The organism is Propionibacterium acidifaciens DSM 21887 (assembly GCF_000426605.1).
Taxonomy (GTDB): Bacteria; Actinomycetota; Actinomycetes; order Propionibacteriales; family Propionibacteriaceae; genus Propionibacterium; species Propionibacterium acidifaciens.
Genome location: NZ_AUFR01000007.1, coordinates 32,543 through 55,064, shown reverse-complemented (window position 1 = coordinate 55,064; position 22,522 = coordinate 32,543). Strand labels below are relative to the sequence as shown.

Below are 22,522 nucleotides of genomic sequence, written 5' to 3'. Positions count from 1 at the left end.
ACGTACTCGCGGTCCAGTCATCGCACGCCACTCCTGAAACCCGCGAGAATAGATTCTGACGGCCTTTCAGGGCCGGACCCTGGGGGCCCCGGACGGGCTGGGAAGCCGCCCTAGATTCACCGGTAGGGGTGATTTCGGGCACTCTCGGTCCTCTCTTCAGATGCCAGACGTCCCGGCCGTCGGTCCGCATGCCGCGTGCGGCCATCTCGGCCCGGGTGTAGCAGCGGCTTCCGCCGCCGCTCCGGGGTCTGAGGCTGCTCGGCGGCAGGGCCGGACTCTGCTGGCGCGGCGGCCTGCCGGGGCTCGTGGGGCTTGCGCTTGCGGGCGACCCTCGTGCGCCCGGCCGGCGCCGGAACCTGCCCGGCGTCGGCCCGCCCGGCGGCAGGCGCCTGGCCGGTCTCGGTCATGTCCGACAACTCCTCGGTCGAGCGCATGCCATGGATCACATCCGCGAACATCATCCGAGCGAGCCGGGTCGTGGCCCTCGCCAGCAGCATCTCGGCCGGCCAGTTCCGCCAGTTGTCCTTCTCCGTCAGCTTCATCGACCCGCCACGGGTACGGATCCGCACCTGGTCGAACTCGGCCTCCGCGGCGACCGCCTCGGTCCACGACTCACTCCCCCGCCGGCGCCCGGCGATCCGGCAGCGACTCGTGGTCATCTCGCGGATCTCGAGCTCATGGCCCGCCTGGAGGATCAGGGCGCGCATCGACTCCGCCGACGTACCGGCCCGACCATCGATGACGTGGATCGAGCCGAGCGCGGTCATCGGGGGAAGGCCGAGCTCGCGGCCGTACAGGATCGCCGCGGTGGTCTTCTCGACCGAGCCGCGCAGCCCGGCCGGCACGAACTCGGTGCCCGCGATCCCCCGCGACAGAGTGACGACGTCGCCCAGGACGTCCGTCCACGAGTCCGTCGCGACATCCCTCAGGTCGGAGGCGCGGTTCGCGACCGGCGCCGCCACGTAGGGCATGACCTCGCCACCCGCGACGTCCTGTCCGACGGGCTGCTCGTCGCCCTGGTCCTCGACGCGCCCGGCCCTCCGCTCACTCAAGTCACTCATTGGGGAATCCCTCCCTCGTCAGGTCCTGCTCCGGGTAGATGGCCGCGCCGATGGTCGGCGCGTAGGTGTCGGCGTCGCGGAACTCCCAGCCGGTCCGCCGGATCCACGCCTCGTAGACCTCGAGGAGGTACAGGAACACGTCGAACACGTCACGGCCGGCGCGGATCGGGTGAAGGTCGACGGTGTCACCGGTGACGTGCGCGATGAGCACGGAGTCGACCTGGGGCATCGGCTCCTCCGCCCACAGGGACGGCCGCCGCCCGCCCCTCGGGCCGGTCTGCGGGGTCTCGGCGAGCATCACGTCCGAGTACCGGTAGGCGGCCTGCTGCAGCGCGAAGTCGTCGTAGACGCCCCGGCCGGTCTTCCAGTCCATGAGGGACAGGCCGAACCGGTCGGAGCGCACCAGCAGGTCGCCGGTGCCGGCGTACCGGTAGCCGGTGTGGCAGACGGGGAACTCGACGGCGACGGTCTCGAGCCCCCCACCGGTCGAGGAACCGGGCTGCGGCCTCGACTTGGAGGCTGATCTCCTCAGGCACCTCGACCTCGCGGCCGAGCGCGATCTGCTCGGCCATGGCGTGGATGCGGGTGCCCTGGTCGGCGGCCTTCTTCACCGTGTTGAAGCGGGCCCTCGAGAGCTCCTCGTAGCGGGCGATCGGGTCGACGGCGGACAGGTGGGCCCAGTTCTCGACGGCGTAGCGGGCGGTGGTGTTGGCCGCCCAGCCGACGAGGGCGGGCTTGTCGAGGGTCTTCCCGATGATTGTGGTGACACCGGGGATCTTGTGCCCGTCGAGGGTGTAGCCGTGCCCCGAGCCGTAGTTGCGGCGCTGGAATCTGGGGGTTCTGGGGGTCATGCGCGTGGCCCTTCGTCGGCGAGTGCGGATGGGAACCGGCTGAGCCGCTGGGCGAGGTTCACACAGCGGCCGGCCTGCCTGGCGGCGCGGCGCCTGCCGCCTTGGCCGAAGACGGGAGGGCCTCCGGCCGGCGCAGGCCGGGCGGCGGTGGCCCGGTAGCCGTCGGCGAGCTTGTGGAGGGCGGCGGCGACGAGATCGATGTCGTCGCGGTCGAGGTACAGCTCTCTGCTCACAGCACGGCCTCCTCGTGGGATGGCTGGCCTGACGCGGTGAGCGCCGTCTGCGCCGCCCTGTCCGATCGCCGGGGCGGCCTTCGCCTGGTGGAGGGCGAACCTGTCCAAGAAGGCGAAGACCGGCGCGGAGACCGCCCGCGACGAGGCGGCGGCGACGCTGGAGGCGGCGCCTATGCCGCCATCTCTCGTGCTACGAGTCGAGGGTGTCGAGGGCCTCGCACGTGCCCTTCCACTGACCGGCGCTCATCGCCGGCCGTCCAGGAACGTGCTGACCGCGGCTGCAAGCGCGAGCAGCGCGCCCGCGGCCGAGACCGTCGCGAAGATGACGCTCATGACGCCGCCTCCTCGCGCCCGGGGCCGCTGCCGATGAGCTCGTCGACGCTGACCCCCCAAGCCCTGGACAGGGCGACCAGCTCATCGACCTGCCACCGGCGCTCGCCGCTGAGCCGCTTGCTTACCGCTGGCTGGGCAAGTCCGACGAGGCGGCCAAGCTCTTCCTGCGTGATGCTGCGCTGCTCCATCAGAGTCTTGATGACCTGACAACCCGATACAGGGTGGATTATGCTGTTTCGAGATCACATGGAGCCTGAAGTATGCCATTCTGAGCTAACTGTCTAACGTCTCCTACCCCGCATGGCGCTCGAGCATGCCAGTATGGCATGCTCGAGCGCCATGAGTGAAGTCCGCGCATTCCGCACCCCACCCAGAGCGACCTAGTGCAGGCAGTCGCCGCCAACGTGCGCGCCGAGGCGGCGAGGAAGGGGTTCAACCAGACGAGCCTGGGCATGGCAATCGACCAAGCGCAAAGCTCGGTGAGCAGGAAGTGGCGGGGCAAGCGCGCATGGTCCCTGGAAGACCTGGAGACCCTGAGCACAGTGCTCAGGGTCCCCGTGGCCCATCTCGTTTCGCTGCGCGCCCAGAGGGAGTCGAACCCCCAACCTTCTGATCCGTAGTCAGATGCTCTATCCATTAAGCTATGGGCGCTTGCCGGACGGCGAGAAAGAACAATACCCCCTCACCGGCGGAATCTCCAGTCGCCCCGGACGACGGAACGGACCGCGGATGGAGAGCAGTCTGTCGCCCGCCGAGCGGAACCCCGGGCGAGCGGCACGCCGACCCCGGAGGGAGAAGCAGTCCGCCCCGCCGCGGATGCGGCGGGCTGTCCGGCTGGCGGAGGTGGCGGGATTCGAACCCGCGATGGGATGTGAGTCCCAAACCCGCTTAGCAGGCGGGCGCCATAGACCGGACTAGGCGACACCTCCAGCGGCCTCCAACCATATCCGTTGCGGGCGCGACGGGCAACGCGCCGACCGCCGATCGTGGCGTCCACGCGGGCGCTCCGCGGCGCGGCACGCTCAGTCCACAGCTGCACGGGGCATCATGGGTGGGTCAGGGAATCGGTCGGAGCGCATCCGACCGGTTCGACCCGGACCGCCCGGGCACGGGTCGACCGGCCCGACCTCCGGCACGTACGACCAAGAAGGTGTCATGGCAAACCACGACAAGGACGACGCCCCGCGCAGCAACCGTCCCCGCCGGGCAGCGGCAGAGGACACCTACACCTACACCCCCCGGTACGCCCGTCCCGCCGACGAGGAGGCCTCCGGGGCCGGCCACGACGGTGAGATCTTCGACGTCGAGGAGGTCGGCCTGCGCGACGGGGAGCACGCGACTCACGGCGCGGGCAGCCCGCTGTACGACCGCTCGGCCGGCTTCGGTCGGACCCTGGTCCGCACCACCTTCGGCTCGATCATCCCGGGGCTGGGCCTCGTCGGCACCCGGCGCACCCTCCTCGGCCTGTTCCTCTTCGCGGTGAGCCTCATCGCCGGGGGCGCGGCCGCCGTCCTCGCCTTCGTGCACCGCAGCACGCTCGTGTCGCTCGTCGCCAACTCGCGCAACCTGCTCGTCCTCGCCGTGGCCCTGCTCGTCGGCGCGCTGGCGTGGGTCATCGTCATCATCGGCACCTATCTGGTCTCGCGGCCGCGCCGCATGACCCGCCCCCAGCGCCTGGTCGGCGCGGGCGTCGTCTTCCTCATGTCCCTCCTCGTGGCCACGCCCACCGCCGTCGCCTCGGCCTACGCGCTGCAGACGAGCATCGTCCTGGGCAGCATCTTCGGCACCGGTTCGCGCTCGCAGACCCGCCCGAACGTCAGCGGCGACAACCCGTGGGCCGGCATGGGACGACTCAACATCCTGCTCGTCGGCGCCGACTCCGGCGAGAACCGCGACGACGAGCTGGGTCTGCGGACCGACACGCTCATGGTGGCGTCGGTCGACGTCACGACGGGCGACACGGTCATCATCCAGTTGCCGCGCAACCTCGAGAACGTGCCCTTCCCCGAGGGCAGCGCCCTGGCCGGGGCCTACCCCGGCGGGCGCGTCTGGGACGGCTACTCGGACAGCGAGGACAGCTACATGGTCAACGCCATCTGGAACGAGGTGCCCCGGGAGCACCCCGAGCTGTTCACCGACACCGACTATCCGGGGGCCGATGCGACGAAGATGGCCGTCCAGGGCGTCACGGGTCTCAAGATCGACTACTTCATGATGGTCAACATCGACGGCATCCAAGCGCTCATCGACGCGATGGGCGGCGTCACCGTGAACATCAACTTCCCGATCGCCAAGGGCGGCCACGTGAACGGCTACGGCGACGAGGAGTGCGGCGTCGACGGATACCTCACCGTCGGCCCCAACCAGACGCTCGACGGCGAGGACGCCATGTGGTACGCCCGCAGCCGCTGCAACGACCCCGACTACGACTACGGCCGCATGCGCCGCCAGAGCTGCCTGGTGAACGCCATCATCAAGCAGGTCAACCCGCAGACGCTGCTCACCCGCTACGAGGCGATCGCCGCAGCGAGCGAGAACATGATGAGCACCGACATCCCGCAGGACCTGCTCGACAACCTGGCCAATCTGGCCCTCACCGTCAAGGACGGCACGGTGAGCCGCCTGGTCATCGCCCAGAACCTGTCCGGCGCGAGCACCTCGGGCGCCCTCGAGGTCGACCCGGGCAACCCCGACTACGACGCGATCCGCGCGGCGGTGGCCGACGCCGTCGCCCAGAGCGAGAACGGCGGCACGGCCCCCGCAACGAGCGCCTCGTCCCCGGCGACGAGCCGGGCCCCGAGCCCCGCCGCCGGGGACGAGGGCACGGACGCCGGCACGGCGGGCAGCCACGGCATCGGCAGCACCGGCCACGACGAGGAGAGCTCGGCGTCCTCCCCCACGACGAGCGCCACCGCCGAAAACGTCTCGGACGCCTGCGAGTACAACCCGGTGGGCTGACCGGTCGGCGGCCCGCTCGGGCACCATCGCCCAAGCGGGCCCCGACCCCGGGCGTCGGCGGCGCGCCCTCCGGGCGGCGAGGGTGGGATTCGAACCCACGGAGCTCTCGCTCGGCCGCTTTCAAGGCGGCTGCACTAGTCCACTGTGCGACCTCGCCATGACCGCCGGAGACATCCGGCGGCGCCCACTCATGGTAGCCGATGGGCATCTCTGGCAAGCTGGACCCATGTACGCGATCACCGTTTCCGAGCCCGGCGGGGCCGACAAGATCACGTGGGCGCAGGTGCCCACCCCCGAGCCGGGACCGGGCGAGGTCCTCGTGCGCACGCAGGCGGTCGGCGTCAACCGGGGCGACGTCCTCCAGCGCCAGGGCCACTACCCGCCCCCCGCCGGCGCCACCGAGGTCATGGGCCTCGAGGGCCTCGGGATCATCGCCGAGCTCGGCGAGGGCGTCGGCGACCACGAGGTCGGCGAGCAGGTCCTGGCGCTGCTCGCCGGCGGCGCCTACGCCGAGTACTTCGTCGCGTCGGCCGAGCACCTGCTGCCGGTCCCGGCCGGGGTCGACCCGGTCAAGGCGGCGGGGCTGGTCGAGGTGGCCGCCACCGTCGTCTCCAACTTCGACCGCGTCGGACTGGGCGCCGGTGAGACCGTCCTCATCCACGGCGGCGCCGGCGGCGTCGGCGGCTTCGCCATCCAGTACGCGAAGGCTCTCGGCGCCCGCGTCCTCACGACCGCCTCGCGGCGGAAGGGCCCCTACTGCCGCCGGCTCGGCGCCGACAAGGTCATCGACTACGCCGGCGACTGGGAGCCGGCCGTCATGGTCGCCACGGCCGACCGCGGCGTCGACGTCATCCTCGACATCATCGGCGCCAGATACCTCGAGGCGAACGTGCGCTGCCTGGCCACCGAGGGCCGCATGGTGACGATCGGCCTGCAGAAGGGCGTCAAGGGCACCCTCAACCTGGCCGTCCTGCTCAACAAGCGCGGCACGATCACCGCCACGAGCCTGCGCGGACGCCCCGCCGACCAGAAGGCCGCCATCTGCCGCCGGGTGGAGCAGGTCGTCTGGCCGCTGCTGACCGACGGGACGATCAGGCCCGGCAACCAGACGCGCATCCCGCTCCGGGAGGCCGCCCGGGCCCACGAGCTGCTCGAGTCCGGCGAGAACACCGGGAAGATCATCCTGGTCGCCGACCCGCCGCGGTGAGCGCCCGTCCACCACGCCCCGGGGGCCGCTGCCGGGGAGCGGGTCCGGAGACGGACGGGGCCGGCCGGCCGCACGGTCGTGCCACTCAGCCGTGCCGCACGGACATGGGGCCGCCGATGCCCCGGTGAGCACCGGCCCGGACGGGATCGGCGGGGGCGCGGCTCGGTCCGGGCGCGCACGTCCGGGCCGGTCGCCCCGAACCGCCGAGGACCGTGCCGGCGCGTCGCCCCGCCTGACTCCGGGGCAGGCCCGGACCGGCCGCTCGAACCGTTGAGGACCGCGCCGGCGTCGCTCGCGCCAAGTGCCGCGGGGACCGGCCGCCCGCTCCCCGCCGAATGACACCGAATGAACCCACTCGACATACTTATTCTTACCAAGGAATAGTACTCACCTGTTTCACGCTCAAGAACGGGTTCGACATCGCATATTTTTCAGGTTATGCTTGGTTCCCGTGAGCAAAGTACTGACGTCTCTCCCCGTGGGCGAGCGGGTCGGCATCGCATTCAGCGGTGGCCTCGACACCAGCTGCGCCGTCGCCTGGATGCGCGAAAAGGGCGCCATCCCGTGCACCTACACCGCCGACATCGGGCAGTACGACGAGCCCGACATCGCCTCGGTGCCGGGCCGGGCCGGGCAGTACGGCGCCGAGCTCAGCCGTCTCGTCGACTGCCGCGAGGCGCTCGTCGAGGAGGGCCTGTCGGCCCTGGCCTGCGGCGCCTTCCACATCTCGAGCGCCGGCAAGTTCTACTTCAACACCACGCCGATCGGCCGCGCGGTCACCGGCACGCTGCTCGTGCGCGCCATGGCCGAGGACGACGTCTCCATCTGGGGCGACGGGTCCACCTACAAGGGCAACGACATCGAGCGCTTCTACCGCTACGGCCTCATGGCCAACCCGGCGCTGCGCATCTACAAGCCCTGGCTCGACGAGGACTTCGTCACCGAGCTCGGCGGGCGCGACGAGATGAGCACCTGGCTCACTGAGCACGACCTGCCCTACCGCGACTCCAAGGAGAAGGCCTACTCCACCGACGCCAACATCTGGGGCGCGACGCACGAGGCCAAGACCCTGGAGCGTCTCGACGTCTCGATCGAGACCGTCGAGCCCATCATGGGCGTCCGCTTCTGGGATCCGTCGGTCGTCATCGAGCCCGAGGTCGTCACCATCGGGTTCGAGCAGGGCCGCCCCGTCTCGATCAACGGCGAGGAGTTCGACTCGCCCGTCGACCTCGTCCTGCGGGCCAACGAGATCGGCGGACGCCACGGCCTCGGCATGAGCGACCAGATCGAGAACCGCATCATCGAGGCCAAGAGCCGCGGCATCTACGAGGCCCCCGGCATGGCACTGCTGTTCATCGCCTACGAGCGGCTGGTCAACGCCATCCACAACGAGGACACCATCACCAACTACCGCACCGAGGGCCTGCGCCTGGGCCGCCTCATGTACGAGGGCCGCTGGCTCGACCCGCAGTCGCTCATGATCCGCGAGTCGATCCAGCGCTGGGTGGCCTCCGTCGTCACCGGCGAGGTCGTGCTGCGCCTGCGCCGCGGCGACGACTACTCGATCCTGCGCACCGACGGCCCGGCCTTCAGCTACCACCCGGAGCGTCTGTCGATGGAGCGCGTCGAGGACGCCGCCTTCGGCCCGCTCGACCGCATCGGCCAGCTGACGATGCGCAACCTCGACATCTCCGACTCGCGCGCCCGCCTCGAGCAGTACGCCGCCCAGGGCCGGCTCACCGGCGGCGAGGCCGCCAAGCTCGTCGGCCGGCTCGAGGCCGGCAAGTCGTCCGAGATCGCCGACAACCCTCTGCACGCCGGCGAGACCGAGGCGACCCCGCTCGACAACGCCGCCATGGAGACCGGCACCGACTGAGCCCCACCGATCCCGTCGTCCGGATACCGGCCAGTCATCCGACCGGTACCCGGGCGACGTGCGCCCGCCCCGGCGGCACCCCGCCGCACGAAGGCGCGCGGTGCGTCGGGCCGATGACCCCGCCGGGCGGCGCATCGGCCCGATGTCCTGGACGCCGCGTCCCGCGCGTACCGGCCGGCGGGCCAGGGGGACCGTGCAGCACCGCGTCGGCCCACGCCCCGCTCGGCTCGCATGCGGTCCCCTCGCCCGATGGGCAACCCCGCACCGGCGCCGACGCGGCCGAAAGCACCTAATGTGGGGTCATGAGCGTTGTCGACGAGCTGAGCAGCATTCTGGCAGGGGCCTCGCGGGCCGTCTTCTTCGGCGGGGCGGGCGTGTCGACCGAGAGCGGCATCCCCGACTTCCGGTCGGCCACGGGCCTGTACACGACCCACGCGGGCGGGGCGTACCCGCCCGAGTACATGCTCTCCCACAGCTGCTGGCGTGACCGCCCGGAGGACTTCTACGAGTTCTACCGGGCGACCATGCTCCATCCCGAGGCCCGCCCGAACGCCGCTCACACGGCGCTCGCCAGGCTCGAGGCGGCCGGCCGTCTGGCGGCGGTCGTCACCCAGAACATCGACGGCCTGCACCAGATGGCCGGTTCGCGGACCGTCCACGAGGTGCACGGCTCGGTGCTGCGCAACCACTGCACGGGCTGCGGCCGGTCCTACCCGGTCGAGGCGATCGCGGACTCCACCGGCGTCCCGCGCTGCGACGACTGCGGAGGCATCATCAAGCCCGAGGTCGTCCTCTACGAGGAGGGCCTCGACATGGACGTCATGGCCGCCGCCGTGGAGGCGATCGGCCGCGCCGACGTGCTCATCGTCGGCGGCACCTCCCTCAACGTCTACCCGGCGGCGGGGCTGCTCGACTACTTCCGCGGCGAGCCGCTCGTCCTCGTCAACAAGTCGGCGACACCGGCCGACCGGCGCGCCGACCTCGTCGTCCACGACTCGATCGGCGCCGTGCTGGGCGCCGCGACCGACGAGGCCCTCGGGGAGGCCTGAGCGCTGAGGCGCGCCTCCGCGTCCCCGGGCCCCGGCGGCGCACCGTTCGGGACGGCATCCGGGTCGGGAGGCGATGAACGCCGTCCGCGCGCGAGCCGGGATCGCCGAACAGCCCAGACCTTCGAGAACATGGTGGCGTCGCCCGCGCACGGCGCCGGGCTCAGGCGAGCGCGGCGACGGCGGCGTCGTAGTCGGGCTCGTCGGTGACCTCGGGCACGAGCTGGGTGTGGATGATCGTGCCGTCCTCGTCGATGACGACGACGGCACGGGCCAGGAGTCCCTTGAGCGGGCCGTCGGTCATGCGCAGGCCGTAGTCCCTGCTCATCGCGTGCGAGCGGAAGGCCGAGCCGGTGACGACGTTCTCGATGCCCTCGGTGGTGCAGAAGCGCCCGGCGGCGAACGGGAGGTCCTTCGAGACGCACACGACGGTCGTGTTCTCGAGGCCGGCCGCGAGCTCGTTGAACCGGCGGACGCTCGTCGCGCACACCGAGGTGTCGAGGCTCGGGAAGATGTTGAGGACGACGCGGCGGCCCGCGAGGCCCGCGAGCGTGACGGGGCCCAGGTCGACGCCGACGAGGTCGATCTCGGGGGCCCTGGAGCCGACGGCCGGAAGCTCGCCGCGGGTGTGGACGGGGTTGCCGTGGAAGGTGATGTCTGCCATGCCTCATGTCTACGGCATGCGCGGCGCGGGTGGGAGCCTTTCACCCACGAGCTGAGCGCATCCGGCCTCATGGGAGTACGGACGGCGCCCGCGCGGGCGCATGCCCCTCCGGCCGGCTCTCCACCGAGACGGGCCGGGCCCGGCGGCGCCCGCGCGGGCGCATGGGCCGCGCGCCCTCCGCACAGACCCGGCGCAGATCCCCGCCGCCGCCCGCGCCGACGGGCGGGCACGAGGTCGGGGCGGCCGCCCGGCGAGCCCCGGTGCGCCCGCGCGGGCGCACCGTTCCGCGTCAACGCCCAGCCAACGCTCACTGAGAACGACGCACATCGTGGATTTCCCCACCAGCGACCCCATCTGCCTCTACTCTGAGGGGAATCCCGGGGGCTCCGGCCCTCGGGCCCCTTCCAGCCGGCGGCACGGAGGCCGCCGGTGTCATCAAGGAGCAGCCATGGCCCAGAAGACGAGCGACGCCGCGGCGATCATCGAGGCACTGGGAGGCCCCGGCAACGTCGTGAGCCTCACCCACTGCGCAACCCGATTGCGCTTCCAGTTGCGCGACGGCTCCGGCGTCGACAAGAACGCCGTCGAGCGGATCCCCGTGGTGATGGGCGCGGTCCCGCAGACCGGCGACCGCTACCAGGTCGTCATCGGCGGCGCCGTGGCCACCGTCTACAACGACATCATGGCCCTGCCGCAGATGGCCGAGGCAGGAGCCGGCGGCGACGACAGACCCACCGACGCCGAGGTCAAGGCGGCCGCCCGCGCCGGCGGCATCCGCGGCCGGTTCAACTGGGTGGACTCCTTCTTCGAGTTCCTGTCCGACTCGTTCCGCCCGATCATCGGCGTGCTGCTCGGCGCCTCGCTGTTCATCACCTTCATGGCCCTCATGAGCACGCTCCACGTCATCGGCAACTGGTCGAGCGGCGAGGCCCAGCTGACCCCGGGCTGGGCATTCATCAACCTGTGCTGGCGCTGCGTCTTCTACTTCCTGCCGCTCATGGTGGCCTACAACGCGGCCAAGAAGGTCGACGCCGACCCGTGGATCGGTTTCTCCGTCATGGCCGTGCTCCTGCTGCCGGGCTTCTTCTCGGCCGACAACTCGCTGCTGGCGAGCGCGCACGTCTCGCACATCCTGGGCCAGGACATCCACATCGTCCGGGCCTTCGGGCTGCCGCTCACGATCTTCGACTACGGCTCGCAGGTCTTCCCGCCGCTGCTCATGGCCGGGGTGCTCGGGCCGCTGTACAAGCTGTTCAAGAGGATCATCCCCGACAACCTGCAGCTCATCTTCGTGCCCTTCCTGTGCATGCTCGTCATGATCCCGCTCACCGCGTTCGTCCTCGGCCCGATCGGCGTCTACGCCGGCGCCGGCCTGTCGACCGCGCTGAAGGCCGTCAACGACCTGTCGCCGTTCATCTTCTGCCTGCTCATCCCGCTGCTGTACCCGTTCATGGTGCCGCTGGGCCTGCACTGGCCGCTCAATGCCGTCATGCTGCTCAACATCAGCACGATCGGCTACGACTACATCCAGGGCCCGATGGGCGCCTGGAACTTCGCCTGCTTCGGCGCCTCGGCCGCCGTCCTGGCCATCTCGATCAGGGACAGGGACGCCGAGATGCGCCAGACGGCGACCGGCGCCGTCGTCGCCGGCCTGCTGGGCGGCATCTCGGAGCCGAGCCTGTACGGCATCCACCTGCGCTTCAAGCGCATCTACCCGCGCATGCTCATCGGCTGCGTCGTCGGCGGCCTCATCCAGGGCATCGGCGGCGGCGTCGTCACCCACGCCTTCGTCTTCACCTCGCTGCTGACGATCCCGGCCTTCAGCAACATCCCGCTGTACGCCATCTCGGTGGGCGCGGCCTTCATCACCGCGTTCATCGCCGTCTTCCTCTCCGACTACCGCACGCCCGAGCAGAAGGCCGAGACGAAGGAGCACCAGGCGCGCGAGCGCGCCGAGCACGAGGTCAAGCGGATCGGGCACGAGGCCCGCAGGACCGAGCACGGAGCCGGGAGGGCCGCCGCTCCCGCCCCGGCGAAGACGGCCCTCGAGCCGGGCGCCGTGACCCGGGTCCTCTCACCGCTGGCCGGCCGGGTCATCCCCCTCGACCAAGTGCCCGACCCCGTGTTCAGCGCCGGGACCGTCGGCAAGGGCGTCGGCATCGAGCCGACCGGCACCACCGTCGTGGCCCCCGGCGACGGCACGATCGTCGTCGCGCAGGCCACCGGCCACGCCTTCGGCATCAAGCTCGACAACGGCATCGAGCTGCTCATCCATGTCGGCATCGACACCGTGAACCTCGAGGGCCGGGGCTTCGAGGTGAAGGTGGCCAAGGGCGACCGTGTCAGGACCGGCGACCCGCTCGTCACCTTCGACCCCAAGGTCATCACCGAGGCCGGCTACTCGCTGGTCACCCCAGTGCTCGTGACGAACGGCCGCAGGTTCGCCGAGGTCACCCGGCTCGCCGAGGGCGGAGTGAACCCGGGCGACGCCATCTTCGAGACGAAGGCCAAGCCGCCCAAGGAGCCCCGGCCCGCCGCCGGGTGACCGTCACGGAGCGGACACGACGCAGGCCCCCGCGCCGGTGCGCGGGGGCCTGCGTCGTCGGTGCGGCCGGGCGAGTCAGACCATCGTCGAGGCCGACAGCTGCGTCATGTACGAGAAGTACTCGGCCAGCGCCATGGCCAGGCCGTCATCCTCCCAGCTGCGCTCGGCGATCTCGCGGGCCCGCCGCTTCATCGGCTTCGCCTCCAGACGGGGGAAGACGGCGGTCAGCGAGTGCGAGGCGTAGAGCAGGGCGATGAGGGCGCGGGTGCGGTCGTCCGGCTCCGCGCCGCCGAGGGCCGCCCGCACCCGGGCGCGCAAGTCGATCTCGGTGCTCGCATCGCCCTCGGGGTAGCGGGTGAGCGGGATGAGTCCGAGCAGCTTGATGTGGCGCTCGCGCAGGATGCCGGCCTCAACGAGGTGCTGCAGCTCGTAGGAGCGCAGCGAGCGGGCCGGGCCGGGCCGCGACGAGAAGGGTCCGACAAGGGTGGAGATGGCCTGGTCGTAGGTCTTGCCCTCGACGGCCTCGACGATGTAGCCGAAGAACTCCCCACTCGGCTCGTTCTCGCCCTTGGCGAGCAGTTTCGTGCCCTTCGGCCCGTCGACGAAGACGAGCTGGCCCTTCGCGACGAGCTCGACGATCTCGGCCGCGGCGATGGTGAAGTTCACCGTCGTCAGGTCGCGGACGAAGCCGCCCTTCCGGTCGTTGAGGACGAGCAGCAGGTACTCCGCCGCAAGATTCAGATTCGCTGTGGTCGTCATGGTCCGGACCCCCTGTGGTGCGGTGCGCACCCTCCCTCGGGTGCATGTGCCCATTATGTCCCCGGCCAGCGCCGACGCGCCCTCCTCCCCGGGCGATCGTCCCGGCTCCTGGACGAGTACGGGCGAACGGGCCCGGCGCGCCCCGACGGATCCGCCCCGGCGCGGCCGGTTGTCCCCGTCGGCGAGGGCGGCGTCGTGGGGCGCGTCCCAGCGACCCGCCCTCAGCGCGCGGTGAAGAGCTCGCGGCCGCCCAGCCAGGGGCGCAGCACCTCGGGGACGGCGACGGAGCCGTCGGCCTGCTGGTGGTTCTCGAGGATCATGAGAATCATGCGGCTCATGGCGCACAGGGTGCCGTTGAGCGTGGCCAGGGGCTCGATCCGCTTGCCGTCGCGCATGCGGATGCCCAGCCGGCGGGCCTGGAACTGAGTGCAGTTCGATGTCGAGGTGATCTCGCGGTACCGGCTCTGGGACGGCACCCAGCCGTAGCAGTCGTACTTGCGGGCGGCCGAGGCGCCGAGGTCGCCGGAGGCCACGTCGAGCACCTCGAAGGGGATGCCCAGGGCGGCGATGAACTCCTTCTCGTGCTCCAGCAGCCGCTGGTGCTCGGCGACGGCGTCCTCGGGGCGGCAGTAGGTGAACATCTCGAACTTGTCGAACCAGTGGACGCGGAAGATGCCGCGGGTGTCCTTGCCGTACGAGCCGGCCTCGCGGCGGTAGGCGGGGCTGAAGCCGGCCAGGCGGATCGGCAGCTCGCCGGCGTCGAGGATCTCGTGCGAATGGTAGGCGGCCAGCGGCACCTCGGCCGTGCCGACGAGATACTGGTCGTCGCGCTCGAGGTAGTAGACGTCGTCGGCGGCCTGGCCGAGGAAGCCGGTGCCCTCCATGGCCTCGGGGTTGACCAGGGCCGGCGGGATCATCGGGACCAGGCCCCATTCGAGGGCCTTCGACAGGGCGAACTGGATGAGGGCGAACTCGAGCATGGCGCCCGGGCCCGTGAGGAAGTAGAAGCGGGAGCCGGAGACCTTGGCGCCGCGCTCCATGTCGATGGCGCCGATGCCCTCGCCGAGGTCGAGGTGGTCGCGCACCTCGATGCCCTCGGCGGCGAAGTCGCGGGGGGTCCCCACCGCGTCGATGACGTAGAGGTCGTCCTCGCCGCCGAGCGGGACGTCCTCGAAAACGATGTTGCCGAACTGCTCGACGACCTCGGTCCAGGCGGCGTCGGCCTCGTCGGCGGCCGTCTGGAGGGCCCTCACCTGCGCCGCCAGCTCCCTGGTGCGGGCCAGCAGGGCGGCCCGCTCGTCGCCGGAGGCCACGGCGATCCGGGCGCCGAGCGACTTCTGCTCGGCGCGGGCGCTCTCGAAGGCGCTGATCGAGGCCCGGCGCGCCTCGTCCGCGGCGAGCGCCTCGTCCACGAGCGCCACGGACTCGCCGCGGGCCCGCTGAGAACGACGGACACGATCGGGGTCGGTGCGCAGCAGCTTCGGGTCGATCATGGGGGCAAGCCTACCGTCCGGGCCCCGACGCCCGGCGGCGTCGTCGCTGCCGCCGTCGCCTGAGAGAATCGTCGCGTGACCACCCGGACGTTCAGCCGCTTCAACCTGTGGGTCATGTGCCTCTTCGCGCTCGCATTCGGGGCCTGGACGCACCTGGCGCTGCGCACGCGGGCCCTCGCCGGCCTCGACGCCCTCAGCGACGTCCCGCACCTGCTGCCGGGCTCGACCGGCGAGCAGATCGCCGCCGCCGGCGCCCTCGTCACGCACCCGCTCATCATCTTCCTGACCCTGCTCGGCCTGGGCGCGTGGACCTGGCGCCGCAGACTGCGCCACCTCGCGGTGGCCGTCATCGCCTCCGGCCTGGGCAGCTGGCTGGTCTGCGTCCTCCTCAAGAGGCTCATCGGACGCCCGCGCCCGCCCTCCCCGCTGGAGGGGCTGCTCACCTACCGGGGCTCGGCGTACCCGAGCTCCCACATGGCGCTCATCGTCGCCGGGGCGATGACGGCGATCGCCGTGAGCACGACGACGCGCCAGTCGCGCGCCACCGTGCTCGGCTGGCGCGTCGCCGGCGTGACGGCGATCGCGCTGGAGGCGGCCGACCGCTTCGCCCTCAACGCCCACCGCCCCACCGACATCGTCGGCGGCGCCCTGCTCGGCGGCCTGGTGACCTCGTGCGTCCTGCTCCTGGCCAGGGTGCGCATGCTGCCGCTCATCGCGACCCGGCGGCACAGCACCCCGCGCCCGGTCGGCGGGCTGTGCGCCGTCATCTACAACCCGATCAAGCTGGCCGACGAGATGGTCTTCCGCCGACAGGTCGTCGACGAGCTGACCGGGCGCCACTGGCAGTCCCCACTGTGGCTGCAGACGACGCCCGAGGACCCCGGCGCGGCACAGGCCGCCGAGGCCATCGCCCGCGGCGCCGACCTCGTCATCGTCGCCGGCGGCGACGGCACCGTGCGCATCGTCACCCAGGCGCTGGCCGGTTCGGGGATCCCGATCGGTCTCATCCCGGCCGGCACCGGCAATCTGCTCGCCAAGAACCTCGGGCTGCCGCTCGACCAGGAGGACGCGATCTTCGTCGCGGTGAACGGCCAGCCGCAGGACATCGACCTCATCCGGCTCGTCGTCGACGGACGGACCGGCGAGCCCTATCGTTTCGCCGTCATGGCGGGCATCGGCTTCGACGCCCGCCTCATGGCGCGCACGAACGACGCGCTGAAGAGGATGATGGGCACCGCCGCCTACGTCGTCTCGGCGGTGCCCGAGCTGCTCGCCAAGCCGCACCGCGTGCAGATCAGCGTCGACGGAGCCAAGCAGGTGCGCGGCAACGCCGTGCTCACGGTCATGGGCAATATGCCGTCCATCGGCGGCAACGTCATGCTCATCCCCGACGCCGACCCGACCGACGGGCGCATGGAGATGATCGTCGGCTCCCCGTCGGGGCTGTCGAGCTGGGCGCGCATGGCCACCCGCGTCCTCACCCGCATCGGCGCCGACCGCTCCCTCGAGCGCTACGCGGGCCGCGCGATGAGCGTGCGGATGGACGCGCCGATGCCCTTCGAGCTGGACGGCGACACCGTCGGCGAGGGCTCCTACTTCGAGGCGGAGGTGGACCCGGGGGCGGTGTCGGTCATGGTGGCCTCGAGCCCGGCGAACCACTGGGAGGCGGCCTCGTAGTCGCCGTTGCCGGCGCCGGGACGCAGGACGGGGCGCACCCCGTCGGCGCGCGGATAGCTCCCCAGGAAGACGACCTCCTTGCAGATCCGTCGGAGGCCCTTGAGCGCCTCGGCCATCCGGGCATCGGCGATGTGGCCCTCGGCGTCCATGCTGAAGCAGTAGCTCCCGAGCGCGGTCTTGGTCGGCCGCGACTCGATCCGGCACAGGTTGACCCCGCGCACCGCGAGCTGCTGGAGGATCGCCAAGAGGGCGCCCGGCTCGTCGTGGGCGATGTGGGCGACGAGCGTCGTCTTGTCGGCTCCGGTCGGCGCGGGCCCGTGCCCGGGTCTGGCGACGAGGACGAAGCGGGTGACCGCCGCGTCGTTGTCGGCGATGTCGGTGGCGAGCGGCACCAGGCCGTACATCTCGCCGGCGACGGCCGCGCAGACGGCGGCGTCGAAGCCGGAGTCGGGGTCGGCGACGGTCCGGGCGGCGCCGGCGGTCGAGCCGCGCTCGATGATCTCGGCGCCCGGCAGGTTCTCCGCGAGCCAGTCGCGCACCTGGGCGGCGGCATGCGGGTGGGTGATGACCCGGCGGATCCGGTCGATGCCCGTGCCGGGACGCGCGCACAGGGTGAAGCGCACGCCCACGAGCACCTCGTGGAGGATCCGCAACGGCTCGGCCCCCGGGTCGGCCAGGTTGTCGAGGGTGGCCGAGACGCCGCCCTCGACGGAGTTCTCGATCGGCACCATGACGGCCTCGACCCGGCCGACGCGCACGGCGTCGAGGGCCTGGGCGACGGTGCGGAAAGGGATCGCCTCGGCCGTGCTGTACGACAGCAGGGCCTGGTGCGTGAAGGTGCCCGCCGGGCCGAAGTATCCGAGCATGCCCACGAGCCTAGGCGATGGGCGGCCCCCGCCCCGGCCGTGTCCGCCCGGGCGCCCGGAGTCCCCGGGGCCGGGCGCGGAGCGCCCCGCGGCGACCGGCCCGCGCGATCAGGACGCGGCGCGACCCCCGCACCGACCGGGGACGCCGCACCCGTGGGAGCCGGTGGCGCTTCGCTCGGATGATTCGAGGGCGCGGCGCTCGTACGATTCAAGGGCGCTGCGCGCCCGGCTGACGCTCGTCGCGGGCGCGGGCCAGGCCACATCGGCGCATTCCAGGGCCCGCCCGAGAAGCTCGAGATAGCGCCGGCGCGGCACCTCGACGCCGCCGAGGCCGGCGAGATGAGGGGTGAGCCACTGCATGTCGAGCAGGCGCCCGGCGCCGTCGGCGCTCAGCTCGTCGACGAGGCGGACGAGCGCCGTCTTCGACGCGTCACGGCCGTACCGCGGGTCGTGGAACATGGACTCGCCGGCGAAGAGCCCGCGCACACCGACACCGTAGAGCCCGCCGACCAGGCGGCCCCGCCCGTCCCAGGTCTCGACGGAGTGCACCCGGCCGCGCTCGTGGAGCTCGGTGTAGACCGCGCGGATGTCCTCGTCGATCCAGCCGTGGGGACGCGAGGGATCGGCGCAGCCGTCGAGCACCCGTGCGAAGGCCCTGTCGACGCTCGTCGTGTAGCGCCCGAGCGACTTGCGCAGGCTCCGGCTGACGTGCAGCCCCGACAGCGGAAGGATCCCCCGACGCATCGGCGACCACCAGCCGATGCCCTCGTAGCCGGACTCGTGGAGCGGCATCGGGAAGACGCCGGAGGCGTAGGCGGCCAGGGTGAGATCGGCGTCGAGCCCGGCGGTGAAGCCGATGAGGTCCTGGTCGGGCCAGTCGCCCACGTCGCCGAAGAGTTCGCAGATCACGGCCCCAATGTATGCGCCCGGCGCCCATGCGCCTCGACACGCATGCGCGCCGCATGCGCGCCGTCCGCCAAGGGGCCGACGGCCGACTCATCCTCTCGGCGGATGACAAGCGCACCGGCCCGAGAGTTTAATGGAGCGCATGACTCACATGCCCACCGGCTGGCCGAGCGCCGCCGACCCGTACGGCTTCGACGCCCCGCGTCCCCCCGTGGAACCGCTCTCCCCCCGGGACCGGCCTCCGACCGTGACGCGCAACGACGCCCTGGCCGCGATGGAGGCGAGCGCCGAGCTCGGCCCCGGCCTGCGCGGGGACGTCGTGGACGCCTTCGTCGCCGACGTCAACGCGAAGCTGGCCGCCGACTGGCAGCAGCGCGAGTACCGGCGCCAGCAGGACGAGCAGCGCGGGACCGCGGAGCGGCGGACCCGCACCCGCGATCTGGTCATCTGCCTGTCCTTCGCCATCCCCCTCACCGGGATCGCCGTCGACGCCGGGGGCCTCCTCGGCGCGCTCATCTCGTGGGCGGGCATCGTCCTGGTCGCCGGAGCGGCGGGCCTGCGCCGGGGCGGCCGCTCGGACGGTCGGCGCGAGCTGGGGCGCTGAGGAGGGCCCTCACGACGTGCCGGTGGGCGGGGGCTCCGCCACCGGCACGAGACGACCGCAACGGCACGACGAGGGGCCCCGCCGTCGGCGGGGCCCCTCGTCGTGGGATCGGGGATCAGACGTTGATCGTCTCGCCGGCGTAGATGAGGTTCGCGTCGACGATGCCGGAGTTCAGCGCCGCGAGGTCCTGCCACGTGGTGCCATGGGCCTCGGCGATGGAGCTGAGGGTGTCACCGGCCTGGATCTCGTAGGTGCCGGTGGCCTCACGGCTGGCGCTGTAGTCGGCGCCGCCCGAGTAGTCGGAGGAGTAATCGGCGCTCTGGGAGTAGTCGGCCCCCTGCGAGTAGTCCTCCGAGTAGGACGACGAGGTGTCCTGCGAGTAGCCGGAGGAGCCCTCGGTGTTGGTGCCGCTGTAGGACTGCCCGCTGGAGCCGTACTGCCCGCAGACCGGCCAGGCGCCGATGCCCTGGCTGTCGAGCACGCGCTCGGCGACGGCGATCTGCTCGTCGCGGGAGGCGCTGGAGGCGCTGCCCGAACCGCCGTACGCGTTCCAGGTGCTCTGGGAGAACTGAAGGCCACCGTAGTAGCCGTTACCGGTGTTGATGCCCCAGTTGCCGCCGGACTCGCAGTTGGCGATGGCGTCCCAGTTGACATCATCTGCTGACGCGCTCTGCGCCGCAGTCACGGAGACGCCACCGGCCAGGGCAGCCGCAGCCGCAACGGAAGCAATTCGAGAGAGTGTCTTAGCCATGTCCCCCATCATGGCCTGGTTCCTGAGAAAAGCCAAATCGTTTTCTCAGGTTCTCTCAGGATTGAGCGCTTCCTGTCAGGTTGCACCCCTAGTCGGAGAAGTTTCCTGTGAGAATGGGAGAACCTCCTGAGCGGACCCCTCAGGATCACTCCGGGAGGCCGGCGCGCGGGGCGGTCAGGGGCCGGCGCACGGGGCTCCGCGCACCCCGTCGCCCCCTCGGGCCGCCCCGGGGTGCGCCGCCGGCCGGGGGAGCCCCTCAGCGGTCCTCGAGGTCGATCCACGGCCGCTCGGCCGGGCCGATGTAGATCTGGCGGGGACGGTAGATGCGGGTGCCCTCGTTGAAGGCGATCTCGCGCCAGTTGGCGATCCAGCCCGGCACCCGCCCGATCGCGAACATCACCGTGTACATGCTCAGCGGGATGCCGAGCGCGCGGAGGATGACGCCGGAGTAGAAGTCGACGTTCGGGTAGAGGTTGCGCTCGACGAAGTAGTCGTCGGCGCGGGCGACGTCGGCGAGCTCGCGGGCCAGATCGAGCAGCGGATCCTCGATGCGCATGGCCTCGAGCAGCTCGTCCGCCACCGCGCCGAGGAGCCTGGCGCGCGGATCCATCGTCTTGTAGACGCGGTGGCCGAAGCCCATGAGCCGCACGGAGTTCCTGCGGTCCTTGACGTCGTCGAGGAACTGCCGGGGGGCGACGCCGTCGCGGCGCAGACGCTGGAGCATCTGGACGACGGCGACGTTCGCGCCGCCGTGGCGCGAGCCCCACAGGGCGTCGACGCCCGCCGAGCACGAGGCGTAGAGGTTGGCGTTGCCCGAGGCCACCATGCGCACCGTCGAGGTGGAGCAGTTCTGCTCGTGGTCGGCGTGCAGCATGAAGAACAGGTCGAGCGCGTGGGCCTGGGCCTCGCTCGGGTAGAACTCCTTGTAGGGCAGCGAGAACATCATGTGGAGGAAGTTCTGCGCGTAGCGGTGGTCGTGGCGCGGGTAGACGATCGGCTCGCCGACCGAGGTCTTGTAGGAGCCCGCGGCGATGGTGCGCACCTTCGACATGAGGTTGGCGGCGTAGCGCTCGAGCATCGCGTCGTCGCCCGAGTCGATCTTGGGGCGGTCGTGCGCCGACAGCGCGTTGATCATGGCCGAGAGGATCGCCATCGGGTTCGTGTGCTCGGGGAAGGCCTCGTAGTGCTTGGCCATCGAGGTGTGCAGCGCGGCGTTCTCGGTGAGCAGGTCGCTGAAGCTCTGCGTCTGCGCCTCGGTGGGCAGGTGGCCGAAGATGAGCAGCTGGGCGACCTCGAGGAAGTCGGACTTCTCGGCGAGGGTCTCGATCGGGATGCCGCGGTAGCGCAGGATGCCCTTCTCGCCGTCGATGAAGGTGATGGCCGAGCTGCACGAGCCGGTGTTGCGGTAGCCCTCGTCGAGGGTGATGAGACCCGACTCGGCGCGCAGCGAGCTGATGTCGATGGCCCGCTCGCCGCAGCTGCCGACCGCGATGGGCAGCCGGTAGACCTTCCCGTCGATCTCGAGTCTGGCGAATTCCGTCACGATCCGTCCTTCCCTACGCCGATGGCCGCCCCGGGGCCGGGGACGGCGCGCCCGATCGGCAGCGCCGCACCGCACGGGCGGGAAACCGTGCCGGCGGAAGACCAGTGACGCCGCCGAGGCGCGGTAACCGGTCCATATTACGATCGCCCGCCCGTCCGGTCGACACCGGAGCCCGCACCGGGACGCCGGGCCGCACGACGCCCGAGGGCCCGCGACCCCGGGCCGGCGCGGGGCACGGGGAGCCCCGCGGTCGGCGGGCCCCGCAGGCCCCGGGGCCGGCCCCGGGATTACGGTGGGTGCACGCCACCCCGCGGACTGGCGGGCCGACCAAGAACGGCCGACCCCGGGATACGGTGGGTGCACCCCGTCCAGGAGGTTCCATGGCAGTCATCAAGAAGCCGTCGGCGGCGGACGTCGGCGGCGCGCTCGTGTCGATCGTCCCGGTGGTCGCCCCGACCCCCACCGCGAACGTCATGCGCTACCTGGCCGACTACGCCATCAACGGCGTCGCGAGGCTGCCCGGCGCCCGTGAGGCGGCGGCGACCGCCCTCGGCCACCAGAAGGGCGGCACCGAGGCCGCCATCGACGCCGTCACGCGCGCCCACACCTCCATGGCGGGCGCCCAGGGATTCCTCACGAACCTCGGCGGGATGATCACGGCCCTCGCCGGCGTCCCCGCCAACCTGGCCGCCGTCACGGTGATCCAGACGCGCATGGTCGCGGCGATCGCCCACCTGCGCGGCTACGACTTGGACGACCCGCGCGTGCGCCAGGCCGTGTGGATCACGCTGCTGGGGCACCGCACGGTCGAGTCGCTCCTCTCCGAGGGGAAGCTGCCGAGCACGCCGCTGGGCGTCGCGACGGCCCCGGTCGCCGACGACGCGCTGGAGCAGCAGATCGCCGAGCAGGTGCTGAGCTCGCTGCTCGGCCGCGCCGGCACGAAGCAGACGGTCGCCTTCCTCGGCAAACGGGTTCCGATGATCGGCGGCGGCGTCGGCATGGCCACCGACGGCTACACCACCTGGACGGTCGCGCGCTACGCGCGCCAGCAGTTCGTCGTGCGCCGGTCCATCACGCCGACCGACGTCGAGTAGGCCCCGCCCCCCGGGCGGTCGGGACGAGCCCCCGGCAGGGCAGCGCGGACGGGAC

At 71.6% G+C, this 22,522-nt stretch carries 20 protein-coding genes and 3 tRNA genes; 9 read left to right on the top strand and 14 right to left on the bottom strand.

What is annotated here, in order from left to right:
* Nucleotides 1-116: 116 nt before the first annotated feature.
* The 4 genes from K336_RS14185 to K336_RS14175 all read right to left on the bottom strand — a co-directional run bounded on the left by K336_RS14185 (nt 117) and on the right by K336_RS14175 (nt 2,666).
* A complete protein-coding gene (locus tag K336_RS14185) occupies nt 117-1,061 on the bottom strand; it encodes a recombinase family protein (protein ID WP_051245372.1) in 945 nt (314 codons plus the stop codon).
* Entirely contained in the window at nt 1,054-1,434 is a 381-nt protein-coding gene (locus K336_RS16780) for a hypothetical protein (protein ID WP_123826115.1), read from the bottom strand. The genes K336_RS14185 and K336_RS16780 overlap by 8 nt, the downstream gene beginning before the upstream one ends.
* A 474-nt stretch (nt 1,435-1,908) precedes the next feature.
* Nucleotides 1,909-2,145: a hypothetical protein gene (locus K336_RS0103660; protein WP_021797887.1), complete on the bottom strand. Its 237-nt coding sequence runs from the start codon at nt 2,143-2,145 to the stop codon at nt 1,909-1,911.
* A gap of 329 nt (nt 2,146-2,474) precedes the next feature.
* The gene (locus K336_RS14175; protein WP_021797886.1) at nt 2,475-2,666 is read right to left on the bottom strand and encodes a helix-turn-helix domain-containing protein; all 192 of its coding nucleotides are present in this window, start codon (nt 2,664-2,666) and stop codon (nt 2,475-2,477) included.
* Nucleotides 2,667-2,861: 195 nt separating this feature from the next.
* Here K336_RS14175 and K336_RS20070 point away from each other — a divergent pair, with 195 nt between their 5' ends.
* On the top strand, nt 2,862-3,098 hold the full coding sequence (locus K336_RS20070; RefSeq protein WP_390896297.1) for a helix-turn-helix domain-containing protein: 237 nt from the start codon (nt 2,862-2,864) through the stop codon (nt 3,096-3,098).
* Here the strand turns inward: K336_RS20070 and K336_RS0103645 are convergent.
* Nucleotides 3,057-3,129, bottom strand: a tRNA-Arg gene (locus tag K336_RS0103645). The genes K336_RS20070 and K336_RS0103645 overlap by 42 nt on opposite strands.
* 184 nt (nt 3,130-3,313) lie before the next feature.
* Nucleotides 3,314-3,407 (bottom strand) — tRNA-Ser (locus K336_RS0103640).
* 226 nt (nt 3,408-3,633) lie between these two features.
* Here K336_RS0103640 and K336_RS14170 point away from each other — a divergent pair.
* The gene (locus K336_RS14170; protein WP_021797888.1) at nt 3,634-5,436 is read left to right on the top strand and encodes an LCP family protein; all 1,803 of its coding nucleotides are present in this window, start codon (nt 3,634-3,636) and stop codon (nt 5,434-5,436) included.
* A 74-nt stretch (nt 5,437-5,510) separates the two neighbouring features.
* Here the strand turns inward: K336_RS14170 and K336_RS0103630 are convergent.
* Nucleotides 5,511-5,593, bottom strand: a tRNA-Ser gene (locus K336_RS0103630).
* A 69-nt stretch (nt 5,594-5,662) separates the two neighbouring features.
* Between K336_RS0103630 and K336_RS0103625 the strand changes: the two genes are divergently transcribed.
* From K336_RS0103625 to K336_RS0103615, 3 genes are all read left to right on the top strand, one after another.
* Entirely contained in the window at nt 5,663-6,643 is a 981-nt protein-coding gene (locus K336_RS0103625; RefSeq protein WP_021797899.1) for an NAD(P)H-quinone oxidoreductase, read from the top strand.
* A 442-nt stretch (nt 6,644-7,085) separates the two neighbouring features.
* Nucleotides 7,086-8,519: an argininosuccinate synthase gene (gene argG / locus K336_RS0103620; RefSeq protein ID WP_021797882.1), complete on the top strand. Its 1,434-nt coding sequence runs from the start codon at nt 7,086-7,088 to the stop codon at nt 8,517-8,519.
* Between the two features lie 302 nt (nt 8,520-8,821).
* A complete protein-coding gene (locus tag K336_RS0103615) occupies nt 8,822-9,568 on the top strand; it encodes an NAD-dependent protein deacylase (protein ID WP_021797898.1) in 747 nt (248 codons plus the stop codon).
* 160 nt (nt 9,569-9,728) lie between these two features.
* On the opposite strand, the gene tpx is transcribed toward K336_RS0103615, so the two are convergent.
* A complete protein-coding gene (tpx, locus tag K336_RS0103610; RefSeq protein WP_021797893.1) occupies nt 9,729-10,229 on the bottom strand; it encodes a thiol peroxidase in 501 nt (166 codons plus the stop codon).
* A gap of 448 nt (nt 10,230-10,677) precedes the next feature.
* Here tpx and K336_RS0103605 point away from each other — a divergent pair, with 448 nt between their 5' ends.
* Nucleotides 10,678-12,774: a glucose PTS transporter subunit IIA gene (locus K336_RS0103605; protein WP_028706308.1), complete on the top strand. Its 2,097-nt coding sequence runs from the start codon at nt 10,678-10,680 to the stop codon at nt 12,772-12,774.
* 75 nt (nt 12,775-12,849) lie between these two features.
* Here K336_RS0103605 and K336_RS16775 read toward each other — a convergent pair whose 3' ends face one another.
* Nucleotides 12,850-13,533 (bottom strand): GOLPH3/VPS74 family protein, encoded by a 684-nt coding sequence (locus K336_RS16775; RefSeq protein WP_021797364.1) that lies wholly within the window; start codon nt 13,531-13,533, stop codon nt 12,850-12,852.
* Nucleotides 13,534-13,754: 221 nt separating this feature from the next.
* The gene (serS, locus tag K336_RS0103595; RefSeq protein WP_028706307.1) at nt 13,755-15,026 is read right to left on the bottom strand and encodes a serine--tRNA ligase; all 1,272 of its coding nucleotides are present in this window, start codon (nt 15,024-15,026) and stop codon (nt 13,755-13,757) included.
* A gap of 75 nt (nt 15,027-15,101) precedes the next feature.
* On the opposite strand from serS, the gene K336_RS0103590 reads away from it, so the two are divergent.
* A complete protein-coding gene (locus tag K336_RS0103590; protein WP_021797363.1) occupies nt 15,102-16,703 on the top strand; it encodes a bifunctional phosphatase PAP2/diacylglycerol kinase family protein in 1,602 nt (533 codons plus the stop codon).
* Here K336_RS0103590 and pheA read toward each other — a convergent pair.
* Nucleotides 16,619-17,569, bottom strand: coding sequence for a prephenate dehydratase (pheA, locus tag K336_RS14160; protein ID WP_051245381.1), 951 nt, complete (start codon nt 17,567-17,569; stop codon nt 16,619-16,621). The genes K336_RS0103590 and pheA overlap by 85 nt on opposite strands.
* A 108-nt stretch (nt 17,570-17,677) precedes the next feature.
* Entirely contained in the window at nt 17,678-18,478 is an 801-nt protein-coding gene (aat, locus tag K336_RS14155; protein ID WP_021798152.1) for a leucyl/phenylalanyl-tRNA--protein transferase, read from the bottom strand.
* A gap of 139 nt (nt 18,479-18,617) precedes the next feature.
* On the opposite strand from aat, the gene K336_RS0103575 reads away from it, so the two are divergent.
* Nucleotides 18,618-19,079, top strand: coding sequence for a hypothetical protein (locus tag K336_RS0103575; protein WP_155944975.1), 462 nt, complete (start codon nt 18,618-18,620; stop codon nt 19,077-19,079).
* Between the two features lie 115 nt (nt 19,080-19,194).
* On the opposite strand, the gene K336_RS19975 is transcribed toward K336_RS0103575, so the two are convergent.
* Both K336_RS19975 and K336_RS0103565 read right to left on the bottom strand, forming a co-directional pair.
* A complete protein-coding gene (locus K336_RS19975) occupies nt 19,195-19,830 on the bottom strand; it encodes a LysM peptidoglycan-binding domain-containing protein (RefSeq protein ID WP_196807781.1) in 636 nt (211 codons plus the stop codon).
* Nucleotides 19,831-20,086: 256 nt separating this feature from the next.
* Nucleotides 20,087-21,373: a citrate synthase gene (locus K336_RS0103565; protein ID WP_028706304.1), complete on the bottom strand. Its 1,287-nt coding sequence runs from the start codon at nt 21,371-21,373 to the stop codon at nt 20,087-20,089.
* Nucleotides 21,374-21,753: 380 nt separating this feature from the next.
* Here K336_RS0103565 and K336_RS0103560 point away from each other — a divergent pair, with 380 nt between their 5' ends.
* Nucleotides 21,754-22,467, top strand: a complete 714-nt coding sequence (locus tag K336_RS0103560) for an EcsC family protein (RefSeq protein ID WP_021796763.1) — start codon at nt 21,754-21,756, stop codon at nt 22,465-22,467.
* Nucleotides 22,468-22,522 lie beyond the last annotated feature (55 nt).